This is a genomic window from Peribacillus sp. FSL K6-5616 (genome assembly GCF_038008245.1).
GTDB classification, from domain to species: Bacteria; Bacillota; Bacilli; order Bacillales; family DSM-1321; genus Peribacillus; species Peribacillus frigoritolerans.
Genome location: NZ_JBBOYT010000001.1, coordinates 4,914,642 through 4,930,942, shown reverse-complemented (window position 1 = coordinate 4,930,942; position 16,301 = coordinate 4,914,642). Strand labels below are relative to the sequence as shown.

Here is a 16,301-nt window from a genome sequence, read left to right as displayed (position 1 = left end):
AAGATCACATCTTTATTGTGAGGGAGAGTGTGAAAGTGACAGGAAGAGTGATGAATTATTTTGCTGGAGGCAATACGGCTAAAGGTTTTTATAGTTTATATGATTCAAATTTAAAAGGTCTGGAAAGATTATTCATATTAAAAGGCGGACCTGGTTCCGGTAAATCGACCATTATGAAAAAAATCGGCCAAGAATGGCTGGATAAAGACTATGACATCGAGTATTTACATTGTTCGTCCGATAATGATTCCATTGATGGAGTAATCATACCGGCTTTGAAAATCGGTATCGTGGATGGGACTGCGCCGCATGTGATTGAGCCGAAGGCACCAGGGGCGATTGAGGAATATGTGAATCTTGGGGCTGCCTGGGATTCCCAGCAGCTGGCTTCTGAAAGAGCGGCCATCATAAAGTTGACGAATGCGAGAAGCAAGAGTTTCGAGAAAGCATATGCCCTATTCGCTGAAGCATTAAAGATACATGATGAATGGGAAGACATTTACAAGTCAAATATTGATTTTGCAAAATTGAATGGGTTGACCAATAAATTGATTGAAAGCTTTTATAGAGATATCGTCCTTAATAAGAAGTCGGATGTTCGTCACCGATTCTTAGGTGCAGCTACACCAACGGGTGCAGTTGATTTCATCCCCAATATTACTGAGGGAATACAAAAACGGTACTTTTTAAAGGGTCGTCCAGGTTCCGGGAAATCAACGATGCTGAAGAAGATTGCAAAGGCTGCGGAGCAAAGGGGCTTTGATGTGGAAATATATCATTGTGGCTTCGATCCGCATAGCTTGGACATGGTAATCGTCCGGGAGGTGGGGATCGCCATTTTTGACAGCACATCGCCTCATGAATATTTCCCGAGTTGTGGGGGGGACGAAATCATTGATATATATAAAACGGCCATTTTGCCAGGAACAGATGAAATATATGCAGATCAATTAAAGGATGTTTCCACCAGGTATCGGACGAAAATGAATGAAGCGACAGCAAATCTGGCTAAGGCAAAAGAGCTGCATGACGAACTCGAAAAGATTTATGTGAAAGCAATGGATTTTACAGCCATCGATGATATTCAAAAGGACATCAATGAACAGATTAATGAACGGGCACAAGATGCCGATAGAAAAACGATTCTACATTAAGAAAATAAACTGCGCCTACCTTAATTAGGTGCAGTTTATTTATATACAAAAAAGGATTTTTTAACCCCTGAAGCCACAACAAGAATATATACGGGTTTGTTAAACGTGTTTATCCACGCCCTTTCGGTTAAAATAGGGATTATATTGAAAAAAGGGGCCGATTGAATTGATAAAGACGATTGCGATTGATATGGACGGAACATTGCTAAACAAAATGCAAAAGGTCAGTGAGGAAAATAAACAAGCAATCCTGAGGGCGCAAAGCGAGGGAGTGGAAGTGATCATTGCTACTGGAAGATCTTATGTGGAAGCAAGGTTCGCTTTAGATGAAGCAGGCATCGTTTGCCCTGTCATCTGTGTAAATGGTGCGGCCCTCTTCACGGAGGAAGGGGAGATTGCCGCTTCCAATCCAATGTCAGCAGCCACTGCTAAAATGGTTGCTGGATTCCTCGAAGAACAAGGGATTTATTTCGAAATATATACGAGTCAGGGGATTTATTCCAAAGACTATGAAAACGCAATATCTGTTTTGGTTGATGTATTCGTTACAGCCAATCCCGACATTGACCCTGAGGGTATGCGAAAATTTGCAGAGCAGCGTTTACAGCTGGGACAGGTAACTTCCATTTCCGATTATTCCGAGTTATTCAGCCGCTCGAATGAGGAATATTATAAAATTCTCAGCTTCTCAAAGGATTTAAGTTTATTAAATCAAATTGCTTCGAAATTGGAAGGACAAGGAGTTACAGTCACTTCATCAGGACGTGAAAATGTAGAAATCATGAGTGAAACGGCTCAAAAAGGTACGGCGCTTGAAACATATGTGAATGGAAAATCCGGCTCGATGCAGGAAACCATGGCTATTGGAGATAATTATAATGATGTATCCATGTTTGAACGGGTTGGTTTGTCTGTCGCAATGGGAAATGCTCCGCTCGAAATTAAAAATATGTGTGATGAAGTAACAGGCAAGAATGATGAATCAGGCGTCGCGGAGGCCATTTTAAAGGTACTTAAACAGTCAGCCTATTAAACTCAAGAATCAAAGGGGGAAAAGACTTTGAAAAAATTGCTCTTATTTTTCCTTATGGCTACATTGTTTTTAACTGGTTGCAACATGAATGATGACGAAAGCAAAAACCAGCCGAATCCTGACAAAGAAGTGACAGGCACTTTAGGGGAAAATCCGGATGTGTTGGTAACGAACCTGCAGGCCCCGTGGTCGATTCAGAAGAATGGGGACACAATGTATGTGTCAGAGCGGACCGGAACCATCGTCGAATGGGACAAGGATAAGATGACACGGCAAAAGGTCAATCTTAAAAAGACATTGTCAGCTAAAGCGGAAGCTGGATTGCTTGGATTTTTGCTAGCTCCCGACTTCTCTAAGAGCGGGCAAGCTTTCGCCTATTATACTTATGAAGAGGGCGGGAATTCCATCAATCGCATCGTCATTTTAGAAAAAAATGATGATATATGGCAGGAGATGGAGACCTTAATCGACGGAATACCAAGCGGGGACTTCCACCATGGCGGCAGGATCAAGATTGGACCGGATGATAAGCTATATGCAACAACAGGTGATGCAAGAAAGTCTGAAATCGCACAGGACATAGAATCTTTAGGCGGAAAAATTCTGCGCTTGAACCTGGATGGCACCATTCCTAAAGATAATCCTTTCGGGAATTCATATGTCTATTCATACGGTCACCGCAATCCACAAGGTCTGGCTTGGGATGAAGCAGGACAGTTGTATGAAAGTGAGCACGGAGATTCGGCCCACGATGAATTAAATAAAATTGACGCCGGTAAGAACTATGGCTGGCCAGAGATACAGGGCGATGAGCAAAAACCGGATATGATAAAACCATTGATTCATTCCGGTGAAAATACATGGGCTCCTTCAGGCATGGCCTATTTTGACGGAAAGCTTTATTTTGCAGCCTTAAGGGGCGAAGCGCTAAAGAGTTACGATGTAAAGAGCGGAAAACTGACCAATATCATAACGGGCTCAGGAAGGATACGTGATGTATTCGTTGATGAAGAATTCATATATTTCATAAGCAACAATACGGACGGCAGAGGAAATCCTGATGAAAAGGATGATAAGCTATATCGTTTGCCGCTATCTCGGTTAAATATGCCTTGATGTTATCAATGAGCTGAAAAGAAGCATATATTTGGGAAACCTCGCCAATAGCGGGGTTTCCTTTTTGTGTATGGCACCAAATTCACGAGTAAAAGCGCGAAATTGACTAGTAACGCCCAAACTCACGAGTAAAAGCATGAAAATCACGAGTAAAAGCGTGAAACTCACGAGTCAAAGCGTGAAATTCACGAGTAACGCCCAAACTCAAGAGTAAAAGCATGAAACTCACGAGAAAAGGTGTGAAACTCACGAGTAAAAGCATGAAATTGACTAGTAAAAGTGTGAAATTCACGAGTAAAAGTGTGAAACTCACGAGTAAAAGCATGAAAATCACGAGTAAAAGCATGAAATTGACGAGTAAAAGTGTGAAACTCACGGGTAACGCCTAAATTCACGAGTAAAAGCGTGAAATTCACGAGTAACGCCCAAAGAGTAAAAGCATGAAACTCACGAGTAAAAGCGCGAATCTCTTGAAAAGGGATTTTTTTGTCTCGGAAGTGGTGGAGAAGCTGAGGATACAGTGTCCCTACGATTGTTTTCGTTCTTCCTGAGGGCTAGACATTTTTAATGAATAGGTGTATAGTTACCTAGGTAACTACTTTACAGGAGGAATACCTTTGTCCTTTCAAAATGGTTTTTTTCATCATAACTTACAATTTTCAAGGTCATTTACGAAAAAGTTAAATGAACAATTGGCCAAGGTTGATCTTTATCATTCCCAATGGTCGATTGTATATTATCTGAGTCAGTTTGGCTGTTCTACGCTTGTTGAAATAAGCACTTATTTAGATGTGGAGAAACCGACGGTAACCAGGACGGTAAACCGGCTGGAAGAGCTTGAGTTGATTGAACAAGTTCCAGGAAAAGATAAACGGGAACGGAGAATACAGTTAACGGAGTCAGGTTTAAGGACTTATCAAGAGGCCAAAAAGGTAGTTGAGGAATTTGAACTTCAATTAATGAGCGGTTTGGCTGAAGAAGACCGGGAGGCAACGTTACGAACGTTGACTTTCCTGAAGGAAAAATTAAAACAATAGTAAGGAAGAAGGATTGAAATGAATCACAAACCGAAATTGTGGACGAAAGACTTTCTGATTGTTTCGTCTGCGAACTTTTTTCTATTTTTAACTTTTTATGTCCTGATGGTGACATTGACCATTTATACGATGGATAATTTTCATGCTTCGCAAGCACAAGCAGGGCTTGCTTCAAGTATTTTTGTTCTTGGGGCTGTGCTTGTCAGGCCGATTGCAGGGAAAAAAATTGACAAGATTGGCCGCAGAAAGATGTTGCTTGGCTCGTTGGTTCTATTCCTGATCGCATCCATCGGCTATTTCCTGGTGAATAGTTTATCCCTCTTATTGATCGATCGGCTTATTCACGGTTTTGCTTTTGGACTTGCCACTACGGCAACTGGAACGATTGCTGCAGATATCATTCCGAATGAAAGGCGCGGTGAAGGTACAGGTTACTTTGCCATGAGTACAAACTTGGCAATGGCATTCGGACCGTTCATTGGCTTGCTGATTACACAGCATTTCAGTTATTCCATCATTTTCTATGCAGCCTCCTTATTTGCCGCATTTTCTTTAGTTGCATCATTATTCATGAATGTGCCTGAAGGGGATAAGGGCGGAGCTTCGCCACAAAAAGGATTTAAGATCAGCGACTATTTTGAAAAAAGGGCACTGCCCATTTCCATTTTTATCGGGTTTGCCGGATTTACCTATTCGAGCATCTTGTCCTATTTAACGTCTTTTGCAAAGGAAATGGATTTAATGGATGCGGCGAGCTTTTTCTTTGTCGTTTTTGCCGTTTTCCTTTTGGCGTCCCGTCCGTTTACGGGGCGGATGTTTGATGTGAAGGGGGAAAATGCAGTTATTTACCCATCGCTCTTACTATTTGCCGTCGGAATGGTCATTCTGAGCCAATCCCATCATGGTATTACGCTTCTGATTGCCGGCGCCTTTATCGGAGTGGGGTATGGTACGTTCCAATCAAGCAGTCAAGCGATTTCCATCAAGGAAGCCCCATCAAATCGAATGGGATTAGCCACATCCACGTTTTTTACAATGTATGACTTCGGTATTGGTGTGGGCCCATTCCTATTGGGATTCCTTATTCCATTTACAGGGTTCAAAGGGTTATTCATAGGAATGTCGGTTTTTGCATTCGTACTTATTGGCATTTATTACTTGGCACATGGAAAAAAAGCCTCGGCAAGAGTGAAAATGCAGCATGAGGAACGCTTGTCTGCCTAAATTTTTTCAATAGGATTGTATAAAAAGAAGAATTTTGGGGATGCTTATATTATGATTGATTTTCCAAAGTATCCCCCTTTTCACCGCCTGTAATCCACAGGCGTTTTTTTAATGCCTAAACAACAAAGAAAACCGCCTTATTGGCGGTTTCCTTAAAATTTATAGGTCCATAATCTTTCTTTGCGGATCCAGTCTAGGAAATCTGCATCCTGATTTTCGAATTTCTCTTTCCAATCGATAACCATTGCTTCCGTTTGCGAACGGTGGGCAGTGAATGTGGCTACCTTTTTTTCTTCGACGGCAGTGATATCATGGACGATGTCGGGCTGCCCCAATTCGTCAATGCAGTTATTCGAGAAGGCGACACAATGAAGTTTAGGTCTCTCTTTATCTTCCATTCTTTCCACGGCCCGAACTACAGCCCGTGCTGTCGCTTCATGGTCCGGATGGACACTGTATCCTGGGTAAAACGTAATGATCAATGAAGGATTCAATTCATTGATGGCATCGGTAAATAATGAAGTCAGCTTTTCATCATCTTCGAATTCAATTGTCTTATCACGCAATCCAAGCATGCGTAAATCTTGGATGCCAATCGCATTTGCTGCATCGATTAATTCCTTTTTCCGAATTTTGGGAAGCGATTCCCTTGTTGCGAATGGAGGGTTTCCTAAATTACGTCCCATTTCTCCTAAAGTTAAGCATAAATAGGTGACAGGAGTGCCCGCTTCTCTATGAAGGGCAAGCGTTCCGGAGACCGAGAAGGCTTCATCATCTGGGTGTGGGAATATAACTAATACATGGCGTTCTTTTTCCAAGGTATATTTCTCCTTCCGTTCTACTTACAGTAAGTATGTTTATCGGTGAATGGGAGTTTTCATCGGAATCATCATATGATATATATGAAGCAAGTTGTCATCATTCAAAGGGAGTGGGACTGAGCTGCATGGAGACAGCAAGCTTTCCGGAAAAATCAAGGCCTGCCAATAGCAATCTCCCCTGTTCATCCATTTCGAAGTGGTTAACGCCTTCTGCATATACCCAGCCAATATTGAGCTTCAAGCCGACGCGATAGGGTCCATCCCCAACTATCTTGCCATGTTCAAACTGTATAAATGCGTTACGAATATAAGCACCTGCCGAGAAGAAAGCTTCATCTACATGAGTGGCATAGGCGCCATTTGTCGTTTCAAGGTGAAGATATACATCTTGTCCGGCGAAAGAATCAATGGCATTTTGCACCTCTGTACGGTCTATTGGTTTCATTCGATAATTTCCTCCTTAACTGGGCGGCTAGATAAGCTTTTCCTTCTTTCTATTTTACTAAATAAAAACAAAAAAAGCGAAAAAGGCCGCTCGATGAATTTGAGCGGCCATTAAACTTGATGTTTTATTTTTGTGTTTTTTCAGCGATTCCATATTTATGGTATGCACCATGATTGACAGGTCCGACATAGTCATTCATCTTCCAAGAATGGCGAACTGCCTCGGTGATGAAGTCTTTAGCAATGAGGATAGCCTCACGCGGGCTTTTCCCTTCAGCCAATTGAGCTGCAATGGCTGCTGAAGATGAACAGCCGGCACCATGTGTATTGGTCGTTTCGATTTTTTCCGATTCAAGGATTTCAAATTCAGTTCCATCATATAAAAGGTCGATGGCTTTATCATGATCCAGCTTATTACCGCCTTTGATCAAGACATATTTTGCACCAAGTGCATGAATCTTTTCAGCTGCAGCCCTCATATCATCAATCGTCTTGATAGGAGCAGTTCCCGCTAACTGAGCGGCCTCGAACAGGTTAGGCGTGACTACAGTTGCACGTGGAACAAGCAGTTCGCGCAGAGCTACAGCCGTTTCAGGGTGCAATACTTCATCTTCACCTTTACATACCATAACTGGATCGATTACGACTTTGTCCAGCTTCAACTCATCTATTTTACGGGCAACAAGTTCAATGATTTCCACTGATCCAAGCATTCCCGTTTTCATGGCATCAATGCCGATTGATAGAATCGTTTCGATTTGGGCTTCCAGGACTTCGACCGGTGTAGGGAATACGTTATGGGCCCAGCCATTCTTCGGATCCATCGTTACGATTGTCGTTAAAGCGGACATACCGTAAACGCCGAATTCTTGGAATGTCTTTAAATCTGCTTGAAGACCCGCGCCGCCGCTCGAATCAGATCCGGCAACTGTCATAGCTCTTTTCATAGTCATTATGTGACCTCCTCAGGAGAATTAGATATCGATATTATCAGCATACCAGTTAATATCCTATTTTTAGAATATACCAAAATTTCTTTTATGTAAAACTTAGTTTTCAGCCTAATATGAGTGTCTTTTCGAAGGAAGGGCAATCGCCTCGCATAAGTCATTTTTCGAACCTGTAATTAAAGAAATTGGATGGATGTGCAGCATGCACTTTTAGCTTTGGACCCTACTTCCATCTTTTGATGGACAAAGCAAAGGTTGTGAAAGTGTCATTATTTTCAAAGTTGATTTAAAATATTTAAATATAGTGGAGACACATTAGTATAGCTTTTCCGTTCGATGCTGGATTAAACCCAAAAAAGGGAGGTTGATTTCTATGGAATGGACCATGTTGCTTTTAGCTGGCGGGAAATCAAGCCGTATGGGAGTGAATAAGGCACTTTTGACCGTAGGCGGCGTTGTGAACATTTCAAGAGTGGCATCCGAATTGAAAAAGGTGTCAGAAAACATTATGGTCATTACGAATACATTTGAAGAATATCATTTTCTGCAACTTCCGCTCATTCCGGATTTACATAAAGATCAAGGACCTCTTGGCGGATTGCATGCAGGGCTGACCTCATCGAAAACGGAGCTTCAGTTCCTTGTAGCGTGCGATATGCCGTTTGTGAGTGCAGATGCCATAAAGGATATCATTGCCCATTATGAACCTGGATTCGATGCTGTCATTCCAGAAATAAATGGCAGGCTCCAGCCGCTTTTTGCTGTTTACCATAAAAGGTGTCTTCCTGTACTGACGGAGTGTTTATTAAAACATGAATTAAAAATGAGTCTATTCTTGGAAAAAATCTCGGTGAAAGTCATGAAAGAAACCGACTTTACGTTATATCGCGAGAATCCTGAACATTTTCACTACCTTTTTTTCAATATGAATACGAGGGAAGATTATCAAGAGGCAGATTATATTGATCAAACTGAATTATATATAAAGGATGGTAGACATGAATTATAATATTTCAAAAGAGCCGATTGTCATCCAGGAAGTGATTGATAAAGTAGTCAGTCGAAATGCAGGTGCCGTCACGACCTTTATTGGTACGGTGAGGGAAATGACGAAAGGAAAAAAGACTCTCTTCTTAGTATACGAAGCGTATGAACCGATGGCCATCAAGAAATTGGAGCAAATCGGATCTGAGATCAAGGAGCGTTGGCCTGATGCAGAAACGGCGATCACCCATCGTGTAGGTAAACTTGAAATCACGGATATCGCAGTGGTTATTGCCGTTAGTACGCCCCACCGAAATGATGCATATGAGGCGAACAGGTATGCGATCGAAAGAATTAAAGAAATCGTCCCGATTTGGAAAAAAGAACACTGGGAAGATGGGGAGACATGGGTAGGAAACCAGTTGGAAACCGTTCCATATCCATCAGGGAAACCGGAAGAGGGGGATATTGATGATTAATGTACTTTTATTTGCCCAATTGAAAGATGAGCTAGGCAAAGAGACTGTTTCAATAGAAGGAAATGGAATGAGTGTTGCCCAGCTAAAAGGAAAGATGAAGGTGGATTTTCAATTGGAAGGTCTTGAAACCGTGATGACAGCGGTCAATGAGGAATTTGCCGATGATGACACGATTTTATCTGATGGAGATACAGTTGCTTTCATTCCGCCAGTAAGTGGAGGGTGAAGCGTCCGGAAGGGAGGGATCACGGTGAAAGAGCGATATTCAAGGCAGACTTTATTCGCCCCCGTTGGTGAAGGGGGCCAATTGAAAATTATGAAGAAGCATGTCTTGCTTCTTGGTGCAGGGGCTTTGGGATCTGCTAATGCCGAGGCCCTTACTCGTGCAGGAGTAGGGAAGCTTACCATTGTCGACAGGGATTATGTCGAGACCAGTAATTTACAGCGCCAACAAATGTATACGGAACGGGATGTCGAGGAGAAACTGCCAAAAGCAGAGGCGGCAAAGCGTCATTTATTGGATATCAACCATGAAGTTGAAGTGAATGCCATCATCATGGACGCAACTGCCCAGAATCTCGAACAGCTGCTTGGTGATGTTGATTTGATATTGGATGCAACCGACAATTTTGAGACACGGATGATTATTAATGATTTATCACAAAAGCTTCATATACCGTGGATTTATGGGGCATGTGTGGGGAGCGTGGGCATGACTTTGACGATCCTTCCCGGGCAGACTCCATGTTTGCACTGTTTGCTTAAAGCGATCCCGATACAAGGAATGACCTGTGACACAGGAGGGATCATATCACCAGCTGTTACGATGGTCGTGGCACACCAAACTGCCGAGGCTTTGAAAATCCTTGTTGAAGATTGGGAATCGGTGCGGCCTGCACTTGTTTCTTTTGATCTGTGGAGAAATCAATACCAAACCGTTAAATTGACAAAAGCGAAAAAGAAAGATTGTCTCTCATGCGGAGAGCAGAGGACATACCCCTTTTTAACAATGGAAAATGCAACGAAAACGGCTGTTCTTTGCGGGAGGGACACTGTACAGGTAAGACCGCCAAAACCTCTGGAACTGCAACTCGAAAAATTAGCCAAAGATCTGGACGGCAGCGGTTATTTGGTGAAATTCAATCCATTTCTTCTCTCCTGTGAAAAAGCTGGGGAACGTATCGTCATTTTCAAGGATGGCCGGGCGTTGATCCACGGTACGAAGGATATGGTCCATGCAAAGGCCGCGTACCAAAGCATCCTGGGATAATGATCATAAAAAAACGAGGCCCCAAGTTTTGGGGCCTCGTTTTTTATGAATCCATATAGGGTAATGGGGTATGGGTTTTAGTGTGTGACCCCGTCTTTATTATCTTGTTTGGAAGCAACGATGACTACTTTTCCTTCGTCAAGAACTTCCTCGTAACGTTCTGCCTCCATATCACTAAGGCCAAGGTTGCTCATTCGATTACGAAGTTCATCTCCGCGAGATTTAAAGAGATTTCCGACGGTATCAAGGAAACCTTGTTCCTTCATGCCTACACCTTCTGTATTTGTATTCTCGGTAAGGTGTTTAGAACGGGTTTTATCATGGGCAAACAAATATACATCATCTTTCGTATAACCTGATATAACTAATTCATCGATTTTTTCCTTTGCTTGTAAACCGTTTTCTACTACATGTACTTGATACATATAAACTCCTCCTTGAATTTCATTAAGGTTCTCTTGGAAATAGGTAAATGGAATCTTGCTTATTACAGTTTCTGATTGGCTATAGTAGTATATAACCTCATTTGGGCCCTGTTAAACATTTATCTCAAAGAATATTTAGTAAGTGGTGAAGCGGAATACCTTCTGTATGCGGTAGGTCAAGTATTTGAAGACAGGCAATTTCTTTTGGTATTCACTGTAATCCACCGTGTATGTTCCGTTTTGATTTGTCCAGAGTCTATGGAAATAGCTGTCGACATCCTTGGAAACGTCCGCATCATTTGGAGCATGGATTTCAACATTCGCTTCAAGGTTATAGTCATCTAGATTTCGTGAAGTATAATTAGCCGATCCTCCAAGAATGACCGTTTCATCAGCCTTTTGGATCATCATCAATTTTGTATGGAACTGTTCTTTATCTGTTTTATACCAGCGGATCGAGATGTTTTCATCCCCCAGTTTTTCGAATTCGGCGGCAACCGGAAGATTGGGCAGCCCGATTTTTTCACTTCCGAATGCGTTTTGATTCGGATCCAATATCATTTCAATCTTCACACCCCGTTTAGCTGCATCCGTTAATGCCTCGACAACCTCGCGATCGGCAATGTAGAACATGGCAAGATGGATCTTGTCACCATTTTCAGCATCCTTAATTGCCTTTAGGACATGTTTATTGATTTTTCCTTCCGTTAGCAGTTGTACCGATATCTGCCCTTTATCTGCTGATTTCTCCTTGAACTCAGGAAATGACTTTGGACCTCCCGAGAATTTCGAAGCGGCTTCTTCGGCTTTAACGAAATCGCCGATGATATTCCCGTCCATCTGGAAGGCAATATTGGAATGGAAGCCACTTGCGTCATGAGGATTGGCAGATGAGATGATGGCCGTTTTTTCAGTCGCGACCACTTTTCTGTGATTGGCTTTGATATTCATCAGTCTAAGATAAGAACGCAAGGTGACCTTTGGTGCGCTTTTAGCCATTGGATTGACAATCCAGCCTTTCCCGCTTTCACCGAACCATTGGAAAAAGGTCCGATACACACTTGAATAGAGAGGATTCGGATCCCGGAGGCGGTCTAAGTTGGTAACAATGACATCAATTCCATTTTTCTTCATCGTTTCCAATGCCTCTAACTGGTAGGCATTATAGGAAGTATTCACTTCATCAGTAATGAATATAATCTGGAGGTCAGGTTTCTTTTTCTTCTGTTCAACCAGATTATCCTTCAGCGTCTCGGTTAACTTCGGGAAGTTTATCTTTTCATCATAAAAAGCATTAAACAAAAACATATCGATTACGATATAAGAATCAGCCTCTTCTATGGCTTGATTTATGGTTTGGAAAATTCGCTGTTCATGTTGCAGATTCCCTTGTTCATCGTGATAGGAAAGGTCATAGATGAAATCGATATCCTCGACATGATGAACCTTCCCTTCATAAGAAATGCCATCGGGAAGTGGCTTGTAGCTGTTATAGGCAATGACGATTGCAATGACGATCAAAATGCTGACAAGCAGATAAAATCGTTTTCTTTTGTACCACTTTTTCATAGGAAAGCCTCCAACATGGTTAAATTGCTTGCTAACTTTCTATTTTCCCCGTTTTGGGGTATATAGAAACATAAATCGTAATCTATGGAAAAAGGCAAGGCGATGAAGTTTGATATAATATAGTTTCAAAAAGCGGAGAGGGGCTGTGGCAAATGGAAAAGCAGTTTTTAACAAATGATTGGTGGCCTCTATTGAAAGAGGAATTCAAAAAAGAATATTACCAGGAGCTATGGGGATTTATAAAGCAAGAGTACAGTCAGCAAGTCATTCATCCGGATCAGGACGATATTTTCAACGCGCTTCATTATACTCCTTTTGAAGATGTAAAGGTTGTCATCCTTGGACAGGACCCTTACCATGGCCAGGGTCAGGCGCATGGCCTTAGTTTTTCAGTCAAGCCGGAGGTTCGCATCCCGCCCTCTTTAAGAAATATCTTTAAAGAGTTACACACCGATCTTGGCTATGAGGTTCCGGATAATGGTTACCTGGTCGAATGGGCAAAACAGGGAGTGCTTCTATTGAATACCGTCTTGACTGTCCGTGAGGGAGAGGCGCACTCACACCGCGGAAAAGGATGGGAAATCTTTACGAATCAAGTTATTCGCCTAATGAATGAGCGTTCGAAACCGGTTGTATTCATCCTGTGGGGGAAACCCGCTCAAACCAAAATCCCTTTGATTGATGAAGCCCGCCATAAAATCATTAAGTCCGTACATCCAAGTCCGCTGTCGGCGTCCCGTGGTTTCTTTGGCACCAAACCATTTTCCAAAACAAATCAATTGCTGATGGAAATGGGGGAATCTCCAATTGATTGGAAAATCCCAAACCGATGATATCAGCAAGAAAACGAAACGGGTGAATTGTATGGCGTGCCGTCATTTCTATATAACTTGGGATCTCAGTTTTCCAAAAGGCTGCCGTGCTTTTCAATTCAAAACATCAAACCAGCCTTCTCTTGATGTCTTTCATTCTTCAGGGGAGCCATGCTTGAAATTTCAAGCCAAGCCAATTAAAAGGTAGGAAATATGCAAGGTGTTTTCTTCTCTGATTTTTGCTATGCTAGTTATGATAGTTTTGACCTGTATATAGACGAGGTGGTAAATTTGGAAATTTCATCAAGACAAATGTTAGATAAAATCGAAGAGCTTGTTTTAAAAGCGAAACAGGTAAATTCAGAGGATAAGGTGCAAGGGTATGTAATGGCCATAAAATCCCTTTGTGAAGTGATGGTTGATGAAAAAGCTTCGAACATCAGCATACAGAAGCCAATCACATTGACCCAGCCCGTCATGTCGGCTACACCGAATGTAGAACCGGTTAAAATGGATGAGGCCAATGGGGAGTCCTTGTTCGATTTTTAAATTAGGGAAGGGGAGCGAAATAATTGAAACTATTCATCATTTTAGGTGCATTGAATGGGTTTATTGCTGTGGCACTTGGTGCATTCGGTGCCCACGGACTGGAAGGAAAAATTCCTGATAAATATTTGGAAACTTGGCAAACCGCTGTTCAATATCAAATGTTCCATGCGGTGGGTTTATTGGTACTCGGTTTATTGGCTGGGAAAATTTCCAGTCCGCTGATCAACTGGTCCGGCTGGCTTATGCTAATAGGAATTATCCTGTTTTCCGGAAGCCTATTCATTCTAAGCGTTACCCAAATCAAAGTCCTTGGTGCCATCACACCGCTTGGCGGAGTTTCTTTCTTGGTTGCTTGGGTCTTAATGATCATTGCTGCGTATAAATACTTGTAAGGTCAGCTGAGGCTGTAGACAAATTCGAAGAAATCGAGTTTGCCTGCAGTTTTTTTATGGATTGTACAATTTGGACGTACATTACCGCTGTAGGCACTTGCTTATCCAGAGGCGGGCCCGCACCTTTTTCTCCAATCAACTTTGTTGTTACATATAGATAGAAACCCTACCTGATGAGTTGATGGTGGAATGTTTTCCGAACCTCTTTTGTCTACAAACTGAGCTGATCTTTTTAGGTCAGCTTTTTTTGGAGAAAAGTCATCCCAATATAAGAAGAGCCTCAAAATCAAATGGATTCTGAGGCTCTTTTCTTTATTGGATTTTTTACCTTGGCGAATAGGTGGTAAGCCCAGCGCCTCCAAATGGATAGTCATATTCGATTTCTTCATCAAACGTTATATAATCTAAGTATACCATCGGGATTAAGTATCGTTTTCCCGTTTGAGGATCGCTTATGATTAGATGATCGCGTCCTGCAGCCTCGATGATTCCTTTGAAGATCATGGCATTCCATTCCTGGTTGTTTTCAAACGTGGTATAAACAGTGGCTAACTTCCCTTTATTCAAACGCAAGATGTTCTCGATATACGACGCTTCGACCGGAAGCATCCCAGGTATCTGTGGTCCGGAAGGGGGTTGACCCATCGTCACCGGCATTTGTTGTGGCGTGCCTGCCATAGTGGGCTGTTGTGGCTGGTATGATGGCTGTTGGTATCCTTGCTGCGGGTAACCTTGCTGTTGGTATCCTTGCTGCGGGTTAGGATTCTGCTGCCTTAGTTCAGGCTCGTTATTCTCATAGGGATAATAGGGGCTTCCTCCGTACGGGTAATTACCATAAGGATTATTTTGTGACATTGCATTCCCTCCTGAATTCAAGGTTTAGTTGATACTGTGGAATTTGGACAATCCGAGAGTGTGGACTGGGAGAAACAGTGCGATTTATAGCGACCGGTAGTATTGTGTATGTTCTGGACAATCCCCGGGTGGCTTAAAAAACCACAATGAATGTTAAGCGATGCATAACGGCTGCTGCCGTTCATGATATAAGCCATATCCTCTTGCCGGCTAATGAATAGAAGTAACGTTCCTTCACCTCGCTGGAGTCAGGAATTGCCTTGATCAATTTTCCTGAAGCTGAATGGGACTGTGAAAAAATAAATTCATCACTATTGAAAATGTATGGGATGTGGATTGGATTTATTCCTCAGCCGGGGAAAAATAAAAAGGAGCGGACGCAAAAAAAGCTTCCGGAAACCGGAAGCCATTCGTCTTAAACGTATAGGAATGAAGATACATTTTCTTCAGGCAGGATATTTCCCACAAAGAAAGAACCAAATGCAGCGTAACGTGCACTCACTTCATCAAAACGCATTTCATAGATTAATTTTTTGAACTGAAGGACATCATCTGCGAATAGAGTCACGCCCCATTCATAATCGTCAAATCCGACAGAACCCGAAATGATTTGTTTTACTTTACCGGCATAACTGCGGCCAATCAAGCCGTGGGAACGCATTAAGCCTTTGCGCTCTTCCATGGAAAGCATATACCAGTTATCATCGCCATCACGACGCTTGTCCATAGGGTAGAAGCATACATGTTTCGCTTTTGGCAGTATTGGATACAGTCTGGAACGAACATGAGGGTTCTGGTATGGGTCCTCACCATCTCCGCTAGCTAAGTAATTGCTTAATTCCACGACGGAAACGTATGAATAAGCGGGAATTGTATATTCGGCAAGCTTCGTTTTGTTGAATTCATTTTCGATTGCATTCAATTCTTCCATGGTTGGGCGGGCAAACATAAGCATGAAGTCCGCTTTCTGACCAACGATGGAATATAGGGCATGGCTGCCTTCATTGTCGCTTTGTGTCATATTCCATTTATCCAGTAAACCTTGGAATTCCGAGATGGCCAATTGGCGTTCGTCACTTGATAACGTTTTCCAAGAAGCCCAGTCGATCAGGCGGAAATCATGTAAACAATACCAGCCGTCCAATGTTTGTGCTGCTTCACTCATTACAATCACTCCTAAGTCTTAT

General features: G+C 42.3%; 20 protein-coding genes. 12 read left to right on the top strand and 8 right to left on the bottom strand.

Annotated elements, in window-relative coordinates:
- The first annotated feature begins 35 nt into the window (after positions 1–35).
- The 3 genes from MHB45_RS23940 to MHB45_RS23930 all read left to right on the top strand — a co-directional run bounded on the left by MHB45_RS23940 (position 36) and on the right by MHB45_RS23930 (position 3,303).
- Entirely contained in the window at positions 36–1,154 is a 1,119-nt protein-coding gene (locus MHB45_RS23940) for a PRK06851 family protein (protein WP_161922066.1), read from the top strand.
- Between the two features lie 166 nt (positions 1,155–1,320).
- Entirely contained in the window at positions 1,321–2,187 is an 867-nt protein-coding gene (locus MHB45_RS23935; protein WP_048688530.1) for a Cof-type HAD-IIB family hydrolase, read from the top strand.
- A gap of 27 nt (positions 2,188–2,214) precedes the next feature.
- Positions 2,215–3,303 carry a PQQ-dependent sugar dehydrogenase gene (locus MHB45_RS23930; protein ID WP_048688527.1) on the top strand — a complete coding sequence of 363 codons (1,089 nt, stop codon included), beginning with the start codon at positions 2,215–2,217 and terminating at the stop codon, positions 3,301–3,303.
- Between the two features lie 106 nt (positions 3,304–3,409).
- Here MHB45_RS23930 and MHB45_RS23925 read toward each other — a convergent pair whose 3' ends face one another.
- On the bottom strand, positions 3,410–3,679 hold the full coding sequence (locus MHB45_RS23925) for a hypothetical protein (protein WP_338566831.1): 270 nt from the start codon (positions 3,677–3,679) through the stop codon (positions 3,410–3,412).
- A 241-nt stretch (positions 3,680–3,920) separates the two neighbouring features.
- Between MHB45_RS23925 and MHB45_RS23920 the strand changes: the two genes are divergently transcribed.
- Both MHB45_RS23920 and MHB45_RS23915 read left to right on the top strand, forming a co-directional pair.
- Positions 3,921–4,340, top strand: a complete 420-nt coding sequence (locus tag MHB45_RS23920) for a MarR family winged helix-turn-helix transcriptional regulator (RefSeq protein ID WP_048683621.1) — start codon at positions 3,921–3,923, stop codon at positions 4,338–4,340.
- A gap of 18 nt (positions 4,341–4,358) precedes the next feature.
- Positions 4,359–5,564: an MFS transporter gene (locus tag MHB45_RS23915; protein WP_063595686.1), complete on the top strand. Its 1,206-nt coding sequence runs from the start codon at positions 4,359–4,361 to the stop codon at positions 5,562–5,564.
- 152 nt (positions 5,565–5,716) lie between these two features.
- Here the strand turns inward: MHB45_RS23915 and bshB2 are convergent, their stop codons facing one another.
- The 3 genes from bshB2 to pdxK form a co-directional block, all read right to left on the bottom strand.
- On the bottom strand, positions 5,717–6,382 hold the full coding sequence (bshB2, locus tag MHB45_RS23910) for a bacillithiol biosynthesis deacetylase BshB2 (RefSeq protein WP_048683614.1): 666 nt from the start codon (positions 6,380–6,382) through the stop codon (positions 5,717–5,719).
- Positions 6,383–6,482: 100 nt separating this feature from the next.
- Entirely contained in the window at positions 6,483–6,830 is a 348-nt protein-coding gene (locus tag MHB45_RS23905) for a YojF family protein (RefSeq protein ID WP_072272216.1), read from the bottom strand.
- Between the two features lie 124 nt (positions 6,831–6,954).
- Complete coding sequence (gene pdxK / locus MHB45_RS23900) at positions 6,955–7,782, bottom strand: pyridoxine/pyridoxal/pyridoxamine kinase (protein WP_176702811.1); 828 nt, start codon at positions 7,780–7,782, stop codon at positions 6,955–6,957.
- 370 nt (positions 7,783–8,152) lie between these two features.
- Here pdxK and mobA point away from each other — a divergent pair, with 370 nt between their 5' ends.
- The 4 genes from mobA to MHB45_RS23880 are packed head-to-tail and all read left to right on the top strand — an operon-like array spanning position 8,153 to position 10,512.
- Positions 8,153–8,788, top strand: a complete 636-nt coding sequence (gene mobA / locus MHB45_RS23895) for a molybdenum cofactor guanylyltransferase (RefSeq protein ID WP_048683609.1) — start codon at positions 8,153–8,155, stop codon at positions 8,786–8,788.
- A complete protein-coding gene (locus MHB45_RS23890; protein ID WP_048683606.1) occupies positions 8,778–9,242 on the top strand; it encodes a molybdenum cofactor biosynthesis protein MoaE in 465 nt (154 codons plus the stop codon). Before mobA ends, MHB45_RS23890 begins: the two co-directional genes overlap by 11 nt.
- Positions 9,235–9,468, top strand: a complete 234-nt coding sequence (gene moaD / locus MHB45_RS23885; protein WP_034315925.1) for a molybdopterin converting factor subunit 1 — start codon at positions 9,235–9,237, stop codon at positions 9,466–9,468. Before MHB45_RS23890 ends, moaD begins: the two co-directional genes overlap by 8 nt.
- 24 nt (positions 9,469–9,492) lie before the next feature.
- Positions 9,493–10,512, top strand: coding sequence for a MoeB/ThiF family adenylyltransferase (locus MHB45_RS23880; protein WP_048683603.1), 1,020 nt, complete (start codon positions 9,493–9,495; stop codon positions 10,510–10,512).
- Positions 10,513–10,589: 77 nt separating this feature from the next.
- Here MHB45_RS23880 and MHB45_RS23875 read toward each other — a convergent pair whose 3' ends face one another.
- Entirely contained in the window at positions 10,590–10,937 is a 348-nt protein-coding gene (locus tag MHB45_RS23875) for a general stress protein (RefSeq protein WP_048683600.1), read from the bottom strand.
- Positions 10,938–11,072: 135 nt separating this feature from the next.
- Positions 11,073–12,506 (bottom strand): phospholipase D family protein, encoded by a 1,434-nt coding sequence (locus tag MHB45_RS23870; protein ID WP_340908119.1) that lies wholly within the window; start codon positions 12,504–12,506, stop codon positions 11,073–11,075.
- 152 nt (positions 12,507–12,658) lie between these two features.
- Here MHB45_RS23870 and MHB45_RS23865 point away from each other — a divergent pair, with 152 nt between their 5' ends.
- From MHB45_RS23865 to MHB45_RS23855, 3 genes are all read left to right on the top strand, one after another.
- On the top strand, positions 12,659–13,339 hold the full coding sequence (locus MHB45_RS23865) for a uracil-DNA glycosylase (RefSeq protein WP_048683594.1): 681 nt from the start codon (positions 12,659–12,661) through the stop codon (positions 13,337–13,339).
- Positions 13,340–13,609: 270 nt separating this feature from the next.
- Entirely contained in the window at positions 13,610–13,867 is a 258-nt protein-coding gene (locus tag MHB45_RS23860) for a YwdI family protein (RefSeq protein ID WP_048683586.1), read from the top strand.
- A 23-nt stretch (positions 13,868–13,890) separates the two neighbouring features.
- Positions 13,891–14,259 (top strand): DUF423 domain-containing protein, encoded by a 369-nt coding sequence (locus tag MHB45_RS23855; RefSeq protein ID WP_048683583.1) that lies wholly within the window; start codon positions 13,891–13,893, stop codon positions 14,257–14,259.
- 324 nt (positions 14,260–14,583) lie between these two features.
- On the opposite strand, the gene gerQ is transcribed toward MHB45_RS23855, so the two are convergent.
- Positions 14,584–15,114 (bottom strand): spore coat protein GerQ, encoded by a 531-nt coding sequence (gerQ, locus tag MHB45_RS23850; RefSeq protein ID WP_048683581.1) that lies wholly within the window; start codon positions 15,112–15,114, stop codon positions 14,584–14,586.
- Positions 15,115–15,529: 415 nt separating this feature from the next.
- Positions 15,530–16,279: a hydrogen peroxide-dependent heme synthase gene (gene hemQ, locus MHB45_RS23845; RefSeq protein WP_048683578.1), complete on the bottom strand. Its 750-nt coding sequence runs from the start codon at positions 16,277–16,279 to the stop codon at positions 15,530–15,532.
- Between the last annotated feature and the right edge of the window lie 22 nt (positions 16,280–16,301).

Bases quoted from the DNA above. Each gene is read 5' to 3' on its own strand.
- MHB45_RS23915 (WP_063595686.1), top strand. From the start codon at position 4,359: ATGAATCACAAACCGAAATTGTGGACGAAAGACTTTCTGATTGTTTCG.
- MHB45_RS23905 (WP_072272216.1), bottom strand. From the start codon at position 6,830: ATGAAACCAATAGACCGTACAGAGGTGCAAAATGCCATTGATTCTTTC.
- pdxK (WP_176702811.1), bottom strand. From the start codon at position 7,782: ATGACTATGAAAAGAGCTATGACAGTTGCCGGATCTGATTCGAGCGGC.
- mobA (WP_048683609.1), top strand. From the start codon at position 8,153: ATGGAATGGACCATGTTGCTTTTAGCTGGCGGGAAATCAAGCCGTATG.
- MHB45_RS23890 (WP_048683606.1), top strand. From the start codon at position 8,778: ATGAATTATAATATTTCAAAAGAGCCGATTGTCATCCAGGAAGTGATT.
- moaD (WP_034315925.1), top strand. From the start codon at position 9,235: ATGATTAATGTACTTTTATTTGCCCAATTGAAAGATGAGCTAGGCAAA.
- MHB45_RS23875 (WP_048683600.1), bottom strand. From the start codon at position 10,937: ATGTATCAAGTACATGTAGTAGAAAACGGTTTACAAGCAAAGGAAAAA.
- MHB45_RS23870 (WP_340908119.1), bottom strand. From the start codon at position 12,506: ATGAAAAAGTGGTACAAAAGAAAACGATTTTATCTGCTTGTCAGCATT.
- MHB45_RS23865 (WP_048683594.1), top strand. From the start codon at position 12,659: ATGGAAAAGCAGTTTTTAACAAATGATTGGTGGCCTCTATTGAAAGAG.
- gerQ (WP_048683581.1), bottom strand. From the start codon at position 15,114: ATGTCACAAAATAATCCTTATGGTAATTACCCGTACGGAGGAAGCCCC.
- hemQ (WP_048683578.1), bottom strand. From the start codon at position 16,279: ATGAGTGAAGCAGCACAAACATTGGACGGCTGGTATTGTTTACATGAT.